Below are 20,127 nucleotides of genomic sequence, written 5' to 3'. Positions count from 1 at the left end.
TTATTCCTTCATGCCGAGTTTTGCTTCGATTTCCGAAATTCGCAATTCAAGCAGCTTGGAGATTCCTTCATCCTGCATAGTCACGCCATACAGCACGTCGGCCTCCTCCATTGTACCGCGGCGGTGAGTAATTGCAATAAACTGCGTATTTTTTGTCATGCGCCGCAGGTAAGCGGCAAACCGGTTGACATTCACATCGTCCAGCGCGGCCTCGATTTCATCCAGAACACAGAACGGCGGCGGTTTTACCTTCATAATAGCGAAATAAAGCGCAATTGCTACCAGCGCTTTTTCCCCGCCGGAAAGGGATTCCAGGTGCGTAATGATTTTGCCCGGAGGCTGAACGGAAATATCAATTCCGCTATTTAAAATATCTTCCGGATCACAGAGCGAAAGCTCCGCGTTGCCGCCGCCGAACAGCTCCCGGAAGGTGCTTTTGAAGTTTTCGTTAATCTGCTTAAAACGGGAAAGGAACAGCTCATGCATCTGGTGGGTGAGATCGCCAATCAGCTTTTTCAGCTCTTCGCGGCTCTTTTCCACGTCGGCAACCTGTGCCTTCATAAATTCATAGCGCTCGGAAACCTCTTTGTATTCCTCAACCGCGGCCAAATTGACCGTACCCAGCGCCTTGATTTTGCTTTTCAGTTCATTCAGCCGTTTCTGTGCCTGCAGCGGGTTTTCAATTTTCGCGCCGACTTCCTCCGCTTCACGGCGCGTCAATTCATATTCTTCCCATAGGCGGCTGATTATTTCATCATATTCCTTTTGTAGGTTTTCTTTGCGCTCTTCCAAACGGGCAAGTTCATGGCCGATTTTCTCCTTTTCGGCCGATTTCTCATGCTCTTTCGCGCGCAGTTCAACCGACAGGCGTTCATATTCCATGCGTTTCGCGTTCAATTCTTCAATCTGACCGCTGCATTTTTTAGCCGTTTCACGCATATTCTGCGCTTCCTGCCTCAGGCTTTCTATCTGACCGCGAAGCTTGACGCACTCTTCCTGCGCGGCCTTTATTTCTTCCTTTAACGACTGCTCCCTCCCTGCGTGATCAAGCTTGCGGCGTTCAATATCCGCAATTGCCGCGCGCAGGGACTCCACGTCTTTCTCTGCGGACAAACAGGCCATCCGGATTTCCTGCAGCCGGGCGTTCAGCTCATCCACCGTTCGGTTCAATCCGCTGCGGCTGCCGCTGATTTTATCCAGCTCCGCCTGCAAGAAAGCCTGCTTCCGGGAAATTTCCTCCTCCCGTGCCTGTGCGTCTGTCTGCGCTTCCCGTTGGCCGTTAAGCCGGAGTGTCGCAGCCTTTTCTTCTTCCTGCAATGCAAGGAGGTCGTTGCGGACGGCGGTTAAATCCGCAGCCGTCCTGCCGCGTTCCGCGTCCATTTTGAAACGTTCCTCCTGCGCTGTGGCTAGCTCACCCTTTGAAGCGGAAAGCGACGCTTCGGCAGCGGAAACCTCTTCCGTTGCGGATTTGAGAGCCGCCGCAGCTTCCTGCGCCTTCGCCTGAAGTTCGGCAGCCTGCGCTTTCATCCGCTCGATCTCCGAAGCACGGCTGAGAAGGCCGGCATTTTTCACAAGCGAACCGCCCGTCAGCGAGCCGCCCGCGTTGACAACCTGCCCGTCCAACGTGACAATCCGGAAACGATACCCATAACGTTTTGCCATGGCAACGGCGCTGTCCAAATCCTCCGCAACGGCGATGCGCCCCAGAAGGGAATTCAAAATATCCTTATATTTTTCATCGCAGCCGCACAGGCTGACCGCAGTTCCAATATAGCCCGGACATTCTTCAAGTCCCGTCTCTTGCAGCTCCCTGCCGCGGATTGTGGAAAGCGGAAGAAAGGTTGCACGACCGGAATCGCGTTGCTTTAAAAGTTGGATTGCGCGTTTTGCATCCTGCTCATTGCCGACGACAATGTTCTGCATTGCCGCGCCGAGCGCTGTTTCAATTGCAACCGCGTATTGGTGCGGCACCTTGATTAAGCGAGAAACCGGCCCGTGAATCCCGCTGATCGTACCGCGGCGCGCTCCCTTCATAATCACCTTGACACTTTGGGAGAATCCTTCCAGATTGCGTTCCAACTCTTCGAGAAGATGAGCGCGTCGGGAATGCTCCTGTGCATCCAGATACAGGGCGTCGCTCTGTTTTTTCAGGTCTTCCATTCGTTTGCGGCGTGTTGCAAGCCGCATTTCGTAGCCCTTAACCGAATTCGAAAGCGCATGGATGCGCTCGTCGGCTTCGGCAAGCTTCTTTTTCGCTTCTTTTTCCGCATTTTGCAGCTTTTCGGTCTGAAGCTTTTTTGAACGGACGGATTCAGCAATCTGGGAGATTCGGAGCTGGATTTCGGCAATCGAGGAAACAGCGGTCATTTTCGCAACCTTTGCTTCGGTTGCCTGCGCGGTAAGTTTAGCAATCTGACGCGTGTAATCGTCGATCTTTTCCGCTGTTTCGCTCATATCCTTCCGGATTTGCTCAATTTGTTCTTCAAACTTTTTTGCCTGTGCCGCCTGATCGTTTATGTATTGGCTTTTTTCTTCAATATGCCTGTTTTTTTCAAGAATATCCCGGTCCATATCCTGGCCGGAAAGATTGCTTTGCTCGATTTCCCTTCGGATTCGCTCAATGTTTTCGTTGTGATGAAGGATATCGTTCTGCAAAACGGAAGCTTCTCCGTCTTTTTTTGCGGCGCTTTCTTCCAATTGCGCCGCTTGCTGGCGAATTTCATCCATCCTTGCGGTGCACTCGCCCGATTTCCTGTAATTTTCTTCAATCTGCCGGTCGATATCGTCCAGTTCCTGCTCGGACGTTTCGTGCTGGTTTCTGGCAATGAGGATTTTATCCTCATGCTCCCGCAGAATCTGACCGAATTTTTTAAGCGTATTGAGCCACAGCCCAATTTCCAGCGTGCGTTTTTCTCCGGCCCATTCCAGATATTGTTCCGCTTTTTCCGCCTGCTCCTTTAGCGGTCCCACTCGGCTTTCCAGCTCGGACAGAATGTCGTTCAACCGGAGCAGGTTTTCCTGCGCCTGGTTCAGTTTGCGCTCCGATTCTTCCTTTCTGTAACGAAAACGGGAAATCCCCGCGGCTTCTTCGAATATTTCGCGGCGGTCTTCGGAACGCGCGGCAACGATACTGTCAATTTTGCCCTGTCCAATAATCGAATACCCATCGCACCCCAAACCGGTATCCATGAACAGCTCGTTAATATCCTTCAGCCGTACTGCGGCCTTATTGATTAAGTATTCGCTGTCGCCCGAGCGGTAGTAGCGGCGGGTAATCGCCACGCTGTCGCCATCGAATGGAAGCTGGCGAAGGGTATTATCGATATTCAGCGTAACTTCGGCAAATCCCTGCGCTTTGCGTGTAGGCGTCCCATTGAAAATAACGTCCTCCATTTTTGTGCAACGAAGTACCCGGGTGGACTGTTCGCCAAAAACCCAGCGCACCGCGTCGCTGATATTGCTTTTTCCGCTGCCGTTCGGGCCAACGACCACGGTTATTCCTTTGTCAAAGCTGAGCGTCGTTTTATCCGGAAATGTTTTAAAACCCTGAATTTCCAGTGACTTCAGCAGCATATACTCACCCCAGTTTTTCTATCGTAAAGCGGTTTTCCGCTACGCCGGTATCTTGTACCATCGTTGTCGGATAGCCCAATTCTAAAAGCGCATTCAGATTGCTTTTTTTATGCCCCAGTGCTTTTGAAATTGATTTTGGATGGACCTTTATCAATAAGTTGCCCTTCGGTATCTGATGTTCCTTTAAATAGCCGACGATTTTCTGAAGGATACGGGCGCTTTCACACAGTTCGCGAAAAGCCGGGTGCCATGGACCCGCGAGCATGTCCCTTTTCAGCTCCGGCGAATCATGCAGCCCGAGCCGGATGACCGAAATGCTCTGCTCTTCAAAGAAATCAAGCAGCCGGGCGCAGAGCGCTACGGTTTCGTTCAAACTGAGCGTCCGGTATTCCCCTCTGCGGTACCGTTCGCCCAGTTCTGTACCGCGCATAATGATCGTCGGGTAAATGCGGACATTCTCTGGATGCAGCGCCGCCAGGCGACGCGCTGTCTCCATACTGCCCTCTGCGGTATCACCGTAAAGCCCGGTCATCATTTGAAGCCCAAGGGTAAAATGATACGACCGAAGCAATTCCGCCGCGTCTTCCACCTGTTTTGCCGTATGGCCGCGGCCGTTCAGCGCGAGCACACGGTCATCCATGCTCTGTGCGCCCAGTTCAATTGCAGTTACGCCGTATTGCTTTAATGTCGTCAAAATTTCGTAATCGATAGCGTCCGGCCTTGTGGAAATCCGTATTCCGGCAAACGTCCCGTCCTTTACAAACGGCGACGCCGCCTCCAAAAGCGAAAGCATATAGCCCCGTTCGATTGCGGTAAAACTTCCGCCAAAAAAAGCAATCTCCGCATTTTTCGTTTCGTCCCCAAGACTGTCCTTTGCAATCCGCACAGCATCCCGCACATCCTGCGGCGAAGGCTGCGACTGCTGCCCGGTAATGCTCTTTTGATTACAAAAGCTGCATTTATGCGGGCAGCCGTTATGGGGTACGAAAAGCGCCACATTCGCGTGCTTCAATAGCCCATCAGCTCCAGAGCTTCACGGGCGGCCTGCTGCTCCGCTTCCTTTTTGCTGCGTCCGCCCCCTTTGCCAATCACATTGCTGTTCAGATGCACCTCCACCGTGAAATGCTTGTCATGATCCGGTCCGGATTCCCCAGTCAGCACATATTCCAGACGCTCTTCGGGATTCTGCTGAATAATTTCTTGAAGCATCGTTTTATAATCCTTAAATGCCCTTGGCTTCGCCGACTGCATAAGCGGAAGCACAAATCGGAGGATGAATTTCCGCGCTTCTTCCAATCCGCCGTCTAGGTAGATCGCCGCAATGATCGATTCGAATGCGTCGGCAAGAATCGACGAACGGGTACGCCCGCCGGAATTCTGTTCCCCGTGGCTTAAAAGCAGATATTTCCCCACATTGAGTTGGGTGGAAAAGCCGCAGCATGCCTTTTCACAAACCAGCGCCGCCCTTTTTTTCGTTAGGTCACCTTCCGGAAGATCCGGAAAATGCTTAAACAAATAATCCGCAACTACCCAACCCAGAATAGAATCGCCCAAAAATTCCAGCCGTTCATTGCTGCCTCCGGGCGCCTTGGTTTCATTGGCATAGGAGGAATGCGTGAGCGCCGTTCTAAGATAGCTTTTATTTTTAAAATGATATCCTAACTTCTCTTCCAATTCTTTCATAACATATGCTCCTACTGCGAATGAAATTTATTCCTCTGAAACATCTTCCACAGGTTCTTGCCCATGATCCTTCCGGTAGTTTGCAATGGAAGCGGCAATTTCATCTACCACGCCCCCATCCACATAGGCTTTTGTAAGCCGCAGAGCGTTAAAAAATGTTTTCGCCTTTGCGCTTCCGTGCGCCTTAAATACAGGTTTCGCACAGCCCATGAGCGGAGCGCCGCCGTACTCATTGTAATCCATCGTCTTCATCAGCGCTTTTATATCTTTTAATAAAATTCCCGCCGCGATTTTATTTATTATATTTTTTGTAAAAATCCCTTTTAGTTTGCCAAGCAATAAAATGGCAACGCCTTCATAGGTTTTTAAAATCGTATTTCCGGTAAAACCGTCCGCCACAATTACGTCGGCCCCGTCAATCGGGATATCGCGCGCCTCCACATTTCCAATAAAATTCAGATCCGTTTTACTCAGCATAGCATAGGCTTCGTGTTGCAATTCGCCGCCCTTGTGCTCCTCAGTGCCAATATTGGCAAGCGCGACACGCGGGTTCGGAATCTTCATAACCTTCTCCATATAGATGGAACCCATTACGCCAAACTGGCGCAACATATCCGGCTTGCATTCCACGTTTGCCCCGCTGTCAATCAGCATGAAGCAGCCATCCTTTTTCGGCATCACCGGTGCAAAGGCAATCCGTTTGATTCCCTTGATCCGCTTAACCAGCAGGGTTGCTCCAACAACAAGGGCGCCGCTGTTGCCCGCGGACAGGAAAGCGTCCCCTTCCCCGGCCGCAAGGCGGCGAAGGCCTTCCGCCATAGAGGAATTGACTTTCGATTTCATGATTTCCCCCGCGTGGTCTTCCATGGTAATAACATCCGGCGCGTCAATGATTTGCATACGGTTCAGAGAAATTTCATTTTCCTTTGCCACACGCAGGATCTCATCCTTGCGGCCCGTCAGAAGGATATCTATATCCAGCTCGTCAACCGCCTGCGCGCAGCCCTTCAATATTTCAAACGGGGCATTGTCACCCCCGAAAGCATCCACTATGATTTTCATTGTAACACCTCTAAATTACTTGATAACCCAAACGCCGCGATGATTTGCTCCAAATCCCGTAAAGCACGCTCTGAAAATGCGGCATAGCGCGCTTTTTTATCTCGAACCGCAGGCTCCAGCGGCGGCATGACTCCGAAATTTGCTCCCATTGGCTGAAAATCCGCCTCGCCGCCGTTTGCAATGTAATGGCTCAGCGAACCGATCATCGTCGTCTGCGGCAGGGTCAGCGTGGGTTTCCCCTTCAAGCGCCGAACCGCGTTGATTCCGGCCATAATGCCGGAGGAAGCCGATTCCATATACCCCTCCACACCGGTAATCTGACCGGCGAAAAACAGGTTCGGTTTAGCGCGTAGACTGTAATCGGATTGAAGAACCTTCGGCGAATTAAGGAAAGTGTTTCGGTGCATAACGCCGTACCGGGTAAATTCCGCGTTTTCCAGCCCCGGTATCATTCCGAAAACCCGCTTTTGCTCACCAAATTTCAGATTGGTCTGAAAACCCACCAAATTATAAAGCGTGCCGTCTTTGTCTTCGCGCCGCAACTGCACAACCGCCCACGGACGATGTCCGGTTCTGGGATCCCGCAGCCCTACCGGTTTCAGCGGACCAAACCGAAGGGTATCCGGCCCGCGGCCCGCCATAACCTCCACCGGCATACATCCCTCGTAAACCTTTGGGTCGGCTGCGTCAAATTCGTGAAGGGGGGCGCGTTCAGCGGAAATCAGCGCGTTATAGAAACGCTCATACTCCTCTTTATTCAACGGGCAGTTCAGATAAGCGTCGTCCTCTCCCTTTCCATAGCGGGAAGCAGCAAAAATTTTGTCCATCGCAAGGCTTTCCGCAGTTACAATCGGCGCGGCCGCGTCGAAAAAGCTGAGGCTCCCGCCGCAGAGGAAAGCTATTTTTTCGGCAAGCGCATCGGCGGTTAAAGGCCCCGTTGCAATAACTACAATGCCATTCTTCGGAATATCCTGAATTTCTTCATGATGAATATGGATCCGCGGATGCTCCGTAATCTTTTTGGTAACCGCTTCGGAAAAAGCATTGCGGTCAACCGCAAGCGCCCCGCCCGCCGGCACACGGCAGGTATCCGCGCAGGACATAAGGAGGGAACCCAAACGGCGCATTTCTTCTTTTAAAAGGCCAGCCGCGCTTTCCACACGTTCGGCCTTTAAGGAATTCGAGCAGATCAGTTCGGCGAAATTCGGGCTGTGATGTGCCGGCGAGTACTTTTGAGGCTTCATTTCATAAAGCTCGGTTTCCACGCCGGCCTGTGCGATCTGCCACGCGGCTTCACACCCGGCAAGACCGGCCCCGATCACTTTGATACTCATTCTTCCTCCGTCTTTTCATAGCCGCAGTCCGGCGTAATGCAGTAGAGTTTCGGATGCTTCCCCTTTTTTTTCAAAAGGGTTTTGCCGCAGCGCGGGCATTTTTCCATACTCGGCTCATCCCAGGATACAAAGTCGCAGTTCGGGTATTCCGAACAGCCGTAAAAAGTGCGCCCTTTCTTGGTTTTTTTTACAATGACCTTGCCGCCGCATTTCGGGCACTCCGCACCGGTCTCCTGCACCAGCTTTTTCACGTTTTTGCATTCCGGATACCCGGGACATGCAATAAATTTGCCGTACCGCCCGGTTTTGATTACCATTTTGCGGCCGCATTTTTCACAGATGATGTCGGTTTCATCTTCCTTGAGCTGGATTTTCATCCCCTGCATTTCTTCTTTTGCCTGTTTCAGGGTCTTTTCAAAATCGCCGTAAAAATCATGAAGCGTTTCCACCCAGTCGGTTTTTCCGCTTTGAACGCTGTCCAAATCATTTTCAACCTGCGCGGTAAACTTGACATTTACGATTTTCGGAAAGCGCTCCTTCATCAGCTTGGTCGAAACCTCGCCAAGCTCCGTCGGTTTCAGCGCCTTTCCTTCCCGTATCACATATTCTCGGCTGGTAATGGTAGAAATGGTGGCGGCGTAAGTGGACGGACGCCCAATCCCGTTTTCCTCGAGCGCCTTGATCAGGGAAGCTTCCGTATAGCGCGGCGGCGGCTGCGTAAAGTGCTGATTCCCTGTAATTTCCTTCAGCTTCAGCAGCATATCCTTTTCCAGCGGCGGCAGGGTTGCCTCCTTTTCCGTCTCCTCGTCTTTGCCTTCCTCATACAGAACCGTAAAGCCGTCGAACGTAACGGTATAGCCGGAAGCCTTAAAAATATAGTCCATCGCCTGAATCTCCGCCTGTGTCGTGCTTTGTATGCAATTCGCCATCTGGCACGCAATGAAGCGCTCCCAAATCAGCTTATACAATTTATATTGGTCGCTGGAAAGGCTGTCCTTCACCTTGTCCGGAGACAATTCCGGCATGGTGGGACGGATCGCTTCATGACCGTCCTGCGCATTTGCCTTGGTTTTAAAATGGCGCGGGGTACTTGGGAGATATTTTTCGCCCCAGCGCTCCCGGATATATTCAGCGGCGTCTTGGATGGCCTCCTCCGACAAACGCAGAGAGTCCGTTCTCATATACGTAATCAGACCGACCGCACCCATTTCCCCGATCTCAATTCCTTCGTAAAGCTCCTGCGCAACCTTCATCGTGCGGCGAGCCTGAAAACCAAGCCTGCGCGACGCTTCCTGCTGTAAAGTGGAAGTGATGAACGGAGGCGCGGGGGACTTTCTCCTAGTCCCTTTTTTCAGCTTCACAATGCAGTATTCCGCATCCTGCAGGTCAGCAAGGATTTTGTCGGCCTCTTCTTTACTCGATATTTTCATTTTCCCTTCGGTGTTACCGTAGAAGGTCGCGCCGAATGCCTTGCGGGAACCCTGCGGAGTGAATTTTGCATCGATTGTCCAATATTCTTCGGGAACAAAAGCGCGGATTTCCTCCTCGCGGTCAACAATCAGCCGCACCGCTACGGACTGCACGCGCCCGGCCGAAAGGCCCCTGCGGATTTTCTGCGAAAGAAAAGGGCTGAGCTTATAACCGACCAAGCGGTCGAGAATCCGGCGCGCCTGCTGCGCATTGACAAGGTCAAGATCAATGTTGCGCGGGTGCTCCATCCCTTTGGAAACGCCGGCTTTCGTAATTTCATTAAACGTAACGCGGTTGTTTTCCGTAATATCTAACCCCAGAATATATGCAAGATGCCAGGAGATGGCCTCTCCCTCGCGATCCGGGTCGGTCGCAAGATAAACGGTATCGCTTTTCTCCGCCTTTTCCTTTAATTCCTGAACGAGCTTTTCCTTTCCTTTTATAATATCATATTTCGGTTTAAAATTATTTTTAATGTCAACGCTTAAACGGTTTTCCGGTAAGTCACGAACATGACCCATAGACGCGATTACATCATAATCCGGACCTAAAAACTTTTTGATTGTTTTGGCCTTGGCCGGTGACTCGACAATCACTAGCTTTGACATGGAAATCACCTCATTCTTCGTTATTTAAAAATATAGTATCTTATTCAAAAGGGAATCTACTATAGAAGAATCATAAACATTGTTAAAACCCGCCGCACAAGCCGGCAGTTTTTAACAATATTCAGTCCGGCAAACGGTAGCGCCGGCCGGAATAGGAGCGGATGCAGCCGGAAAGCTCCAGTTCCGTCACGGCGGTAAGCAGCCGCGGGGTTGGAATCCCTGTCTTTCTTTCCAGTTCTGAAATATGGCATGGTTCCTCCGTAAGTGCGGCATAAAGGGACGCCGCATCCGCGGAACAATTTTCCGGCATCTTCGCCGCTTTTGGTTCCGGCTTTGGCTGATTCGTCAGAATCACATTGCTTTCGATATCATTTAAATCAATTTTATCAGAAAAACGGTAAAGATATTCTTCTAATATTTCGCCCGCGTTCGAAACCGGTTTTGCACCGGCTTTGATCAGACTGTTTACCCCCTGTGAAACCGGACTGTAAATTCCGGCGGGAACGGCAAATACGTCCCGTCCTTGTTCCAGCGCGCACTGTGCGGTAATCAGCGAACCGCTTTTCCCGGCGGCTTCAATCACCAGTGTACCCAAAGTCAGTCCGGAAATAATCCGGTTCCGGATTGGAAAATTCGAGTTGACCGCCTGTGTGTTCGGCGGATATTCGGAAAGGACAGCCCCGGAAAGGGCGATGGATTCGCGAAGAGAAGCATTGCTCATCAGATAATTATAATCGATTCCGCAGCCAAGTACACAAACCGTTTTTCCTCCCGCCTGCAGGGCGCCCTTGTGCGCCGCCGTATCAATTCCCAGCGCGCCACCGCTGACAACAACAGCCCCTCGTTTCGCCAGTTCATATGCGAAAGACCGCGCCGTAGCGACTCCGGTGGCGGTTGCCTTTCGCGTTCCAACAACCGCGATAGCCGGGTTCGAGGAGAAATCCGGCAGTATTCCCTTTACATAAAGGGCACAGGGCGGATTGTGAATCTGCCTGAGCGGTTCCGGATAGTCTCCACAGTCCGGCGTAAGAACCTTCTGGCCTATTTTTTCACAATATTCAATAAGAGCCGAGGCATCGGAAACAGAATACGACCCCAGCTTTCCCAGTTCATTTTGGGTAAAGTAACCTTCCAAACGCCAGTTTTTGATACCCGCGGCATAAAATTCCTCCAAATTTCCGTAATTGGTAAGAATACGGTTCTGCTTTGAGCTTCCCGCTCCAAGCGCATGCTGTAGCCAAACCCAGTACGCTCTTTTATCAATTGCCAACCGAAACGCCTCCAGACTCTGCCCGCATCATTTCCCACATCAGGATTGCGGCGGAAGCGGACGCATTCAGCGATTCCGCCCTTCCAAGCATCGGAATAGTCACCCGCCCCGAACAGGCTTGTATCGTTTCTTTCGCAAGCCCATTCCCCTCGTTTCCCACAATGAGCACGGTGGGATGATTGTGGAAATTAACCGCGGTCACCGGCTGCGCCGCAGCATCCGGCACAGCCGCAAAACAGGCAAAATTCATGTCCCGCAGGAGCTTGATCGCACAAAGCATGTCGGGCGCAAGAAAAAACGGCAGACGGAATACCGCCCCCATACTTGCGCGCAACGCCTTCGGGGAATATATATCGCAGCAGCTTCCGCCCAGAATCACCCCGCCGATTCCCAACGCCTCCGCCGTACGCAAAATTGCGCCCAGATTTGCCGGATCCTGCAGGTTTTCAAGCGCAAGATAATGCCGGCCGACGGGAATTGTCCGCACTTCGCGCACCGCGCGGTTCATTTTGCAAACACAAAAAACGCCCTGCGGTGTTTTGGTTTCGGACAAAAGCGCGGCAACATGGGGCGCAACTTCGTAAACAGTCTGTGCCGAATCGGCGGCGGAAGCGATATATTCCTTATATTTTTCTTCCGCCTGAGCGGTATAAAACAAGGTTTCTATCTTTACTCCGCTCTGGGCGGCATCGCGGCAAAGCCGGGCGCCTTCAACAAGATACAACCCATGCTCTCTGCGGATTTCCGCACTAGTGCAAAGCCGGGCGGCCTGCTTTATGATTTCATTTTTACGGCTTGTAATTTGGTCGGGCATTCTGTTCTCTCCATATAAAATTTGCGCCCGGGCATCTTCCGGGCGCAATTACAGCTTTTTATAGTGCTGCCTTTGCTTTTTCGATCAGGCTCTTAAAAGCAGCTTCATCAGCAACAGCGATTTCCGCAAGCATTTTGCGGTTCAATGTAATGCCCGCTTTTTTAAGCCCGTTCATAAATACGGAGTAGCTCACGTCGTTTGCGCGGCATGCAGCGGAAATACGGGTAATCCACAGACGACGAAAATCTCTCTTTCTGGCTTTACGGCCAATAAACGCATAATTTCCAGATTTCATAACGGCCTGTTTGGCCATTTTAAAATGTTTGCTCTTAGAACCCCAGTAGCCTTTAGCAAGCTTTAAAACTTTTTTTCTTCTTTTGCGCGTCATGATTGCGCCTTTTACACGTGCCATTATGTTACCTCCAATAAATGGTTATTTCTTAATTTCGACCGGCCTTATTTATAAGGAACCAGTCTCTTCACCTGCGCCACATTCGTCTTGTCGGCAACTGTGGTCTTTCTGAGTCCTCTCTTACGTTTGGTCGTTTTCTTGTTCAGGATATGGGATTTATTTGCGTGAGCGCGAATAACCTTTCCGTTCTTTGAAATCTTGAAGCGCTTTTTCGCACCCGAATGAGTCTTAATTTTAGGCATGGTATTGTCCTCCTTGTTTATAATTACTTAGCGGGTTTGGAAGCAAGGAACATAAGCATATTCCGTCCCTCTAGCTTTGCCGGCTTTTCAACATTGGCAATCTCGCTGAGGGCCTCGGCGAAATTTTTCATAATGACATAGCCCTGCTCCGGATGTCCCATTTCGCGTCCGCGAAAGCGGATAGAAACTTTAACTTTGTCGCCATCCTTCAAGAAGCGGGTTGCGTGACCTACTTTCGTATTGAAGTCGTGTGTGTCAATGTTCAAAGACAAACGAATCTCTTTAATATCGACTACGCGCTGGTTCTTCTTTGCCTCTTTATCTCGCTTTGCCTGTTCAAAACGATATTTGCCGTAATCAATAATCTTACACACCGGCGGCACGGCTTGCGGTGCGATCTTGACAAGATCGAGATTCTGTTCAAAGGCTTTTTCCAAAGCCTGAGCCGCTGACATCAGCCCAAGCTGGGTACCGTCCGAGCCAATAACACGCACTTCCTTGTCACGAATTTCTTCATTAATCTGCAGTTCCTTGTTGCTAATTGTTAAGCACCTCCAAAACACGTTGTTCACTCAAATAATAAAACGCGGGCAGAATATCCGCCCGCGCACCAATACATCCAATGCCATCCGGAAACTGCTTTCCGGAAGTAGTTTTCGTATTGACCCATGACGGACGAAACCCCACAGGTGTGAGCATAAAATGCCCCGCTTTGTTTTACTGGATTATTTTATCAGCCCTTGATCGGTTTGTCAAGCATTAATTTTCAATTGCGGCGTTCAAGCTAAAGGAATAAAGCAGGCAGCCCCCGACTTTTTTCCCCGTGCACTGCTCCATCGCAAGCCGGTACAGCGAAAGCTGTTCGCGATAGCGGTTCCATAATTCCGCCGGGTCCCGTGTCTTATCGGTTTTATAATCGACGATAATCAGGGCGCCGTTTTCCTCAAAGGCACAGTCAACCGCGCCCTGAAGCACAACCGGTTCATTTTTCAGATCCTCCGGGAGTCCGGGGCGAAGATCGCCCGCGGTAATTTCCACAGTAAAACGGTATTCCCTCACAACATGCCCGGACGAGAGAATCCGCTTTGCAAGCGGGCTCTGAAAGAAAGCGCGCACGCGCTCCAGCTCGACAGCTCCGCCCTGCTCCCGGGTCAGGAAGCCCTGTGCGACCAGGCGTTCCAGTTCGCTTTCCGGCGACTGGGCAGCTTTTTGGTAATCGGCAAACTGCATATAGGCATGCAGCGCCGTGCCGCGTTCCGCCGGCGTTAAGCCCGACTTGCTCAGGAAAGCGGGACGGGATACTGTTGCATACTGTTCGGAAAATTCGCGTGCGGCAAGGTCGGACGCCGCCACCTTCGCCTGAACGCCCTTCAAATCGGCAAATGGATACACAAAATCAAGCTTCTTTTCAATTTCTTCCCGAAGGGAAACGTCCGGTGCGGCCGGGGCCGCAATTTGCGTCTGCACAGCAGCTTCCGGCGCGGCTTGGGAAGCAATCAGGTGAATGCTCCAAGGTTCGCCGGACTCCGCGGTGATTCCCGGAAGCGCACCCGCCAGTTCGCGAAGTCTTCCGCCGCTTGGGTGGCGCAGGGCGCAAAGCAGGAGCCAGTCGGAAATACAGCCTGCGCTACGTACAACATAGGGCTGTATCCGCTTTTCCGCCGTCAGATGCGTAGCAAGCTTTCCCAGCGTTTTCGACGCGTTTTTTACGGCGGTCACCATAATTAACTTTTCCTTGGTCCTTGTCATAGCGACATACAGAATGCGAAGCTCCTCGCTCATTTCGTCCCTGTCAAGCTCCAGCGCGACGGCCTCCCGCGGCATCGTCGTGTAACGGGAAAGCCCGTTTTCACTTTTCAGCTTTACGCCCAACCCCAGGGAAGGGTGCAAAAGGACATCTCCCTTCTCCTTATTGAATCGTCTGGCACAGCCCGCCAGGATGCACACGGGAAATTCCAGCCCCTTGGAGCGGTGGATACTCATAATCTTTACCACGTTGGCAGCCTCGCTGATCGTCGACGCCGCCGCCAGATCGGCATTGTTTTTCTGAAGGCGGTCAATAAAGCGGATGAACCCGGAAAGCCCGTTATAACCGGACGCTTCGTATTTCTTCGCATATTCCAGAAGCAGGCGCAGATTGGCAAGGCGCAGTTCGCCGTTCGGCATGGACTGAACCAAATTCAGGTATCCGGTCTTTTCATACAGAATGCGGATCAGCCGGTCGGACGGCATGGTCGCAGCAAGGGTGCGGTATGAATCGATATCATTCAAAAACGCAGACGCGCGTTCATTGCCGCTCTGCGCCGAGGAAACGAGCGCAAGGTAAAGCGGGGTTCTGCGCGAGGGGATACGGATATCCGCCATGTCGTCCGGAGTGAAGCCGTAAATTGGGCTCATCAGCACCGAAAGGAGCGGGATATCCTGCATCGGATTGTCAATTACGCGGAGAAACGAAATGGCAACGCCTACCTCCGCAGCCGCAAAGAACCCTCCGGCGGTATCCGCCCAAGCCGGAATGCCCAAAGCTGACAACTGCTTTGCGTACTCCTGCGCGTATTTGTTAGCGCTGCGGAGGAGGATGCAGATATCGCGGTACATAACCGGGCGCTGCTTCCCCTTGTCGGTAATAGTGGTTCCATTTGCGGTCATCTGATAAATCAGCTCCGCAATATGTCGGCTTTCCGCCGTTACCGTTTCCTCCTCATTGTCACAGGCGGAAAGATCAATAATTTCAAGCTGCGCGGCAGGTTCCTCGCAGGGTGGATAATCCGCACCCGCTTTCAGTTCCTCCGCTTTGGTATAATCCAATTCGCCGGTCTGTTTGCTCATCAGCTGCCGGAACACAAAATTGACGGCTTCAGTTATGCCGCGGCGGCTGCGGAAGTTCCGGTCCAGAACAATGCAGGCTGGATAGGCATCCGCTGTGCGGTCATAATTCGGATACTGGCTGCGGCGGCGCAGAAAAATCTGCGGCATGGCCTGGCGGAAACGGTAAATGCTCTGTTTCACATCGCCGACCATAAATAAGTTTTCTTCCCCGCGGGAAACCGAGCGAAAAATCATGTCCTGCGCTTCATTCGTATCCTGATATTCGTCTACCATGACTTCGTCGAAATGCGATGAAAGCTCGATCGCGTCTTCGGTCGGCTCAAAGCCTTTCTCCGTATCCCTTACCAGTAATTTTAAGGCGTAATGCTCCAGATCGCTAAAATCGGCGGCACGGCGCTCTTTTTTCATCCCGTCAAGAATTTCGCCAAATCGTTCAGTAACTTGGAACAGTTTCCGCACCAGCGGCGCAAGCCGTTCAATTTCCTCTTTGCATTGATCGGAATCGGAACAGAAAAGCTCCGCCAGTTTTTTTACGGTTCCCTGCACTTCTTTGCGGCTTGCCGTCAGTTTGTTCTTCAAGGGGTCGTCGCCATACCCGCGCAGGGCTTTCAGCCTCATAAATTGAAAGTTTTTGCTTTGAAATGCAATTTTATCCCATTCTCCCGCATCGGCGGCTTCCTTCAAAGCGATAAGCCCCGCAAGGTCGGAGCGGAAGGCGTCGCCGTAAGCGTCCGCTATCTTCGGGTTCTCATTCATAAGCGAAAGCGAATTTTCAGTTAGGGAAATGCTGTAAGCCACCGCTTCCGCGGCATAGGAAAGAATCGTGCGTCCCCACATGGTTTGCGTCGCAGAAATACCAGAAGTATACATGGACGCTTTTTCTTTCAGCCAGCGCCTTGGAAAAGGATGCGAACGGATAAAGTCGTACAGGGTGAAAACCGTTTGTATTAGGCGGTTGTCGTCCCTTCCGGAGGAAAACGTGTCCGACAGTTCAAAAAAAACGGGGTCCTTTTGCGAGTAGAATTCTTCCAATGCGGCGGCGGCCGCGTCACTACGCAGCAGATTCATTTCATTTTCTTCCAGAATCCGGAAATCCGGCGAAATGCCTAATTTATAAAAATTTTCCCGGATTAAATCGCTGCAAAAGCTGTGGATCGTGCTGATATGCGCGCGGGTAAGCAAAATCTGCTGGCGGCGCAGAGTCACATTGAACGGGTCCGCTTCCAGAAGATTTGAAATTTCAGCCGCAATACGGCTGCGCATTTCGGCGGCGGCTGCTTTTGTAAAGGTTACAACCAGAAGCCGGTCCGCGTCGGTAGGATGCTCCGGGTCCGTGATGCGCTCAATGACGCGCTGAACCAGCACGGCGGTTTTCCCGGAACCAGCGGCGGCGGAAACCAGCAGCGTGCCGCCCCTTGCGGTAATCGCGTCTTTTTGGCTTTGCGTCCATTTCCGTCCGCTCACTTCTTCTCACCGTCCCTGCTTTTTAAAAGTTCTTTCACAGCCGCGTCCCTGTCCCACTTCTGCATTTCTCGGGAAGGGCTGTCCGCTTCATGGCCGCACACGTCATGATAGGGGCACCACGCGCACGCGTCGAAGTCCCCGGAAAGCGGCAGCGCGGACACGTCACCGCAATGCAGTTCAACCGCCATTTCACGGACAAGTTCTTCCATATGCAGCAGTATACCGGACAATTCGGCGGAGCTTACCACATGGTCGCGCTTGCCCGGCGCGCCATCTTTCAGGGAGACCGGGATATATTTGCCCTCTCCCTTCCTCTCCATGGCATGGATGAGTGCTGGGTCATCCAGTACAAGGCCGTCCATACGCAGCTTTTTTGCGGCTTCCCGCTCAATTTCCTCCTGCGCCGCATTCCGCGCTGCCGAAAGAATCGGACGGTTTGCGGGCATATACAGCACGCCGGCGGGACAGACTTTCCCGTAGCGGGCATCCCCGTTTTCCAGTAGTGCCGCCAGATAAATCAGCATCTGCATATTGATGCCGTAAACCAAGTCGGAAAGTTTAAATTCCTTATGGCCGGTTTTATAATCGACCACGCGCACGTAACAGGTGTCCTCTCGCTTCAGAATATCCACGCGATCGATTTTCCCCTCGACCACAACCTTTCCGCCATCCGGAAGCGGAATGGTCAGCGGAGGGACGCCGTCGTTTCCGACAGGAAGCTCAAAATCAGCAGGCATAAATTCGCTCTGCGAAAGTTCCTCCGCAATATGGTGGGCGATCACCTGCGCGGAATCGGCCATGCGCTGAAACAGGTAAAGAAAGCGCGACGACGGATTCTGTATGCCGCCCATCTTCGTTTCCGTGTAAAGCTTCAGCAACCGGAAAATCTCCTGACGGAGTTTGTCCGGCTTCATCTGGAGAATAGCCGTACTGCCGATATTGCAGAACAGTTTTTCTAGCAGGTAATGCATCAGGCTCCCGTATTCCAGCGCGTCAAGCTCCGCCTGCCTGCGCTCCTTCGCGTTCAGGCCGAAGCGGCAAAAATACTGGAACCGGCATTGATAGAATTTTTCAATCTGCGTTGCGGAAACCTGCATGCTTTTCCCAAAAAGGGCGCGGGATTTTTCACTCGAAGCAAACACCGCGGGGCGGTTTTCCGCCGCACGGGCGATTGCTTCAAGGCGGTAACCGCAACCGCGCGCAGCAAATACATCTTTCAGCGTGGCGGAAAGCACCGTATTGCGGTTCCACTGCTGTGCCATCAGCTCAAACGCGGGTTCCGGGGCATTTGCAAAATACGTCTGCGGCAGGAGAAGCGCGCTGAGGACTTTCAGATTTTTCAGGACAGCACAGGCTTCATTTGGAATGGAGGAAGGGGTATTCGGTTCTCCGGAGCTCCCCGAAAGGGGATAGGATATGTATAACCGGTGCGAAGCGGCACTCATCGCGGTATATGCTAAGAAGCGTTCCTGCACCGCCACACCCTCAAAGGTGTCGTTCAGCGGCAGGCCGAGTCGGATGAGTTCGCGGCGTTCCCGATCGCTGAATACGCAGTTCCCGCCCGGCGAAAGCGGGAATCCCCCTTCGACCGTCCCAAGCAGGAACACCACCTTCGGCGCGCCGGTCCGCGTGCGGTCAGCAGACCCGACGGTGACCTCGTCCAGCCCCTGCGGAATGCTTGCCATATCATTCGCCAGTATGACAAGGTGCAAAAGCTCGGCATACCGCGCCGGGCTGACCGGATTGTGGCTGAGCACCAGCGCCGTTTGGTCAAGGATGTTCATCAGCAAATCCCACAGCCGGAGCTGGCGGTCGGCAAGCTCCGGCTCGCCGCAGTCCGATAAATGGCGCGCAAGCGCTTTCAGATGTTCCGCCGCGCCAACGTCCTGCAGCAGCGTGTAAACGGCCGCCGCCATCCCCTCGCCGTCCGGCGAGCGGATACCCGCGGCAAAACGGAGCAGCGGGGTAATTACGGCTTTCCGGCTTTTGTTGATTTCCTCCAGCAGTTTTTCATCCTCCGCCGTCAGCTTTTCAGCGAAGCCCTTCGGATGCTCCTTCCACTCTTCCTTCCACCGACACCCAGAAATGTTCCAAACAAAGGTATAATTTTCAAGCCGGGCAATTTCGTCCGTTCCAAGGCCCGCAAGGCCGGTTTTCAGGTAGCTGAAAACGGAATCGGAGGAAAATCCGGTCTGGATAATCCGGAACGCCGAAAGCACGAGCCGCATGAGCGGTTCCGCGTCAATTGCCTGCGGCTTGTCCATAAAATACGGAATTTCCCAGCGCTCCAGCGCCGTATCCAAAATTCCCCGGTAATCGTCGGGCGTTCGCGCAATGACCGCAAAATCGCGGTACCGAAAATGCTCTTCCATGACAAGCCTGCGGATAGTTGCGGCAACAAAAGCGGCTTCGTCATATGCGTTTTCCGCTTCATAAAGAACCACATTCTCACAATCACAATCGCAGGGTTTATGCTCTCCGCGGTACACGCCTGCTTCCAGCGCAGCCAGGGCTGCATTCTGAAAACGGCGTCCGCTTTCCAGCTTGACGGGCGCGGCAATGCCCACATTGCTCTCCCTTGCAAGCCACATCAGATTCTTCCCCGTGCGGCGCACAAGGGAAAAAAGCCCTGTCCCGTGTTCCGGATCGTCCAGGCCATCTGTGCAAAGCGTTACATAGAGGTCGTCCGCCCGCTCCAAGATCAAGCGGATAATATCGTATTCCTGCACCGTAAAGCTCTGAAAGGAATCCAGCGCAACGGTATAGCCTTCGAAAAACGAGTGGTTCAGCAGGACCTTTTTCAGCCTTGTCAGGTCGTCAAGGGGATCGACGTAGCTTTGCGCGACAAGCGCATCGTATGCGGAAAGGATCATGGAAAGCTCTGTCATTTTCTGTTTCAGCGAATCCTGCTGCAGTTCCTGCGCGGTCCGTTCCATATCGGACGGAGATATCCCGCACATTTTAAACTCCGCGGACACCGAAAGCATCAGCCCGACTAGCTCGGCGCTGTCCGCGTTTTTGCGGTAAAAACGGAGCTGATCCTTCACCTGTTCCAAAGCAAGGCTCATAAACATGCTCCGCCCGCCATCATCGAGCCGCCGGCCGGCTCCGCCGCCGTAGCGGCGGAAAACTTCGTCGGCAAGGCGGGAAAAACTTGTAACGGAAACACGCTGCACGTCCTTCGCGCCGAGGCGGTGGAGCATGGCACGCTCATTTTCAAATGAGGACTGCTCCGGCACGATCAGCATTAATTTCTTTCGGGAATTCTTTGCCATATTTTCCAGTTCGGTTCGAAGCAATTCGGTTTTCCCGCTGCCCGCGCGGCCCAAAATAAAACGCAGCATCGTATGCCTCCCATTTCCGTAG

General features: G+C 52.4%; 13 protein-coding genes. All 13 read right to left on the bottom strand.

The genetic code is table 11. The annotated features are described in order from the left end of the window. The 13 genes from smc to CAGA_RS02000 all read right to left on the bottom strand — a co-directional run bounded on the left by smc (window position 1) and on the right by CAGA_RS02000 (window position 20,105). A complete protein-coding gene (gene smc, locus CAGA_RS02060) occupies window positions 1–3,573 on the bottom strand; it encodes a chromosome segregation protein SMC (RefSeq protein WP_135657191.1) in 3,573 nt (1,190 codons plus the stop codon). 4 nt (window positions 3,574–3,577) lie between these two features. Further along, window positions 3,578–4,585: an elongator complex protein 3 gene (locus CAGA_RS02055; protein WP_135657189.1), complete on the bottom strand. Its 1,008-nt coding sequence runs from the start codon at window positions 4,583–4,585 to the stop codon at window positions 3,578–3,580. Continuing rightward, a complete protein-coding gene (gene rnc, locus CAGA_RS02050) occupies window positions 4,582–5,256 on the bottom strand; it encodes a ribonuclease III (protein WP_135657187.1) in 675 nt (224 codons plus the stop codon). Before rnc ends, CAGA_RS02055 begins: the two co-directional genes overlap by 4 nt. A 27-nt stretch (window positions 5,257–5,283) precedes the next feature. Further along, complete coding sequence (plsX, locus tag CAGA_RS02045; RefSeq protein ID WP_135657185.1) at window positions 5,284–6,318, bottom strand: phosphate acyltransferase PlsX; 1,035 nt, start codon at window positions 6,316–6,318, stop codon at window positions 5,284–5,286. Then, on the bottom strand, window positions 6,315–7,652 hold the full coding sequence (trmFO, locus tag CAGA_RS02040) for a methylenetetrahydrofolate--tRNA-(uracil(54)-C(5))-methyltransferase (FADH(2)-oxidizing) TrmFO (protein ID WP_135657183.1): 1,338 nt from the start codon (window positions 7,650–7,652) through the stop codon (window positions 6,315–6,317). Before trmFO ends, plsX begins: the two co-directional genes overlap by 4 nt. Beyond that, window positions 7,649–9,730, bottom strand: coding sequence for a type I DNA topoisomerase (gene topA, locus CAGA_RS02035; protein WP_135657181.1), 2,082 nt, complete (start codon window positions 9,728–9,730; stop codon window positions 7,649–7,651). The genes trmFO and topA overlap by 4 nt, the downstream gene beginning before the upstream one ends. A gap of 121 nt (window positions 9,731–9,851) precedes the next feature. Further along, window positions 9,852–11,000: a DNA-processing protein DprA gene (gene dprA / locus CAGA_RS02030; RefSeq protein ID WP_243112904.1), complete on the bottom strand. Its 1,149-nt coding sequence runs from the start codon at window positions 10,998–11,000 to the stop codon at window positions 9,852–9,854. After that, on the bottom strand, window positions 10,990–11,814 hold the full coding sequence (locus tag CAGA_RS02025; protein WP_135657179.1) for a TrmH family RNA methyltransferase: 825 nt from the start codon (window positions 11,812–11,814) through the stop codon (window positions 10,990–10,992). Before CAGA_RS02025 ends, dprA begins: the two co-directional genes overlap by 11 nt. A gap of 58 nt (window positions 11,815–11,872) precedes the next feature. After that, the gene (rplT, locus tag CAGA_RS02020) at window positions 11,873–12,226 is read right to left on the bottom strand and encodes a 50S ribosomal protein L20 (RefSeq protein ID WP_135657177.1); all 354 of its coding nucleotides are present in this window, start codon (window positions 12,224–12,226) and stop codon (window positions 11,873–11,875) included. Window positions 12,227–12,270: 44 nt separating this feature from the next. Next, window positions 12,271–12,468: a 50S ribosomal protein L35 gene (rpmI, locus tag CAGA_RS02015; RefSeq protein ID WP_135657174.1), complete on the bottom strand. Its 198-nt coding sequence runs from the start codon at window positions 12,466–12,468 to the stop codon at window positions 12,271–12,273. A 23-nt stretch (window positions 12,469–12,491) separates the two neighbouring features. Beyond that, the gene (gene infC, locus CAGA_RS02010; RefSeq protein ID WP_135657172.1) at window positions 12,492–13,031 is read right to left on the bottom strand and encodes a translation initiation factor IF-3; all 540 of its coding nucleotides are present in this window, start codon (window positions 13,029–13,031) and stop codon (window positions 12,492–12,494) included. Window positions 13,032–13,227: 196 nt separating this feature from the next. Beyond that, a complete protein-coding gene (gene addA, locus CAGA_RS02005; RefSeq protein ID WP_135657170.1) occupies window positions 13,228–16,761 on the bottom strand; it encodes a helicase-exonuclease AddAB subunit AddA in 3,534 nt (1,177 codons plus the stop codon). Further along, complete coding sequence (locus tag CAGA_RS02000; RefSeq protein WP_135657167.1) at window positions 16,758–20,105, bottom strand: PD-(D/E)XK nuclease family protein; 3,348 nt, start codon at window positions 20,103–20,105, stop codon at window positions 16,758–16,760. Before CAGA_RS02000 ends, addA begins: the two co-directional genes overlap by 4 nt. Between the last annotated feature and the right edge of the window lie 22 nt (window positions 20,106–20,127).

Origin of the sequence: Caproiciproducens galactitolivorans (genome assembly GCF_004768785.1) — a bacterium.
In the GTDB taxonomy this organism is placed as follows: Bacteria; Bacillota; Clostridia; order Oscillospirales; family Acutalibacteraceae; genus Caproiciproducens; species Caproiciproducens galactitolivorans.
This window is presented reverse-complemented; position numbering and strand designations above follow the sequence as displayed.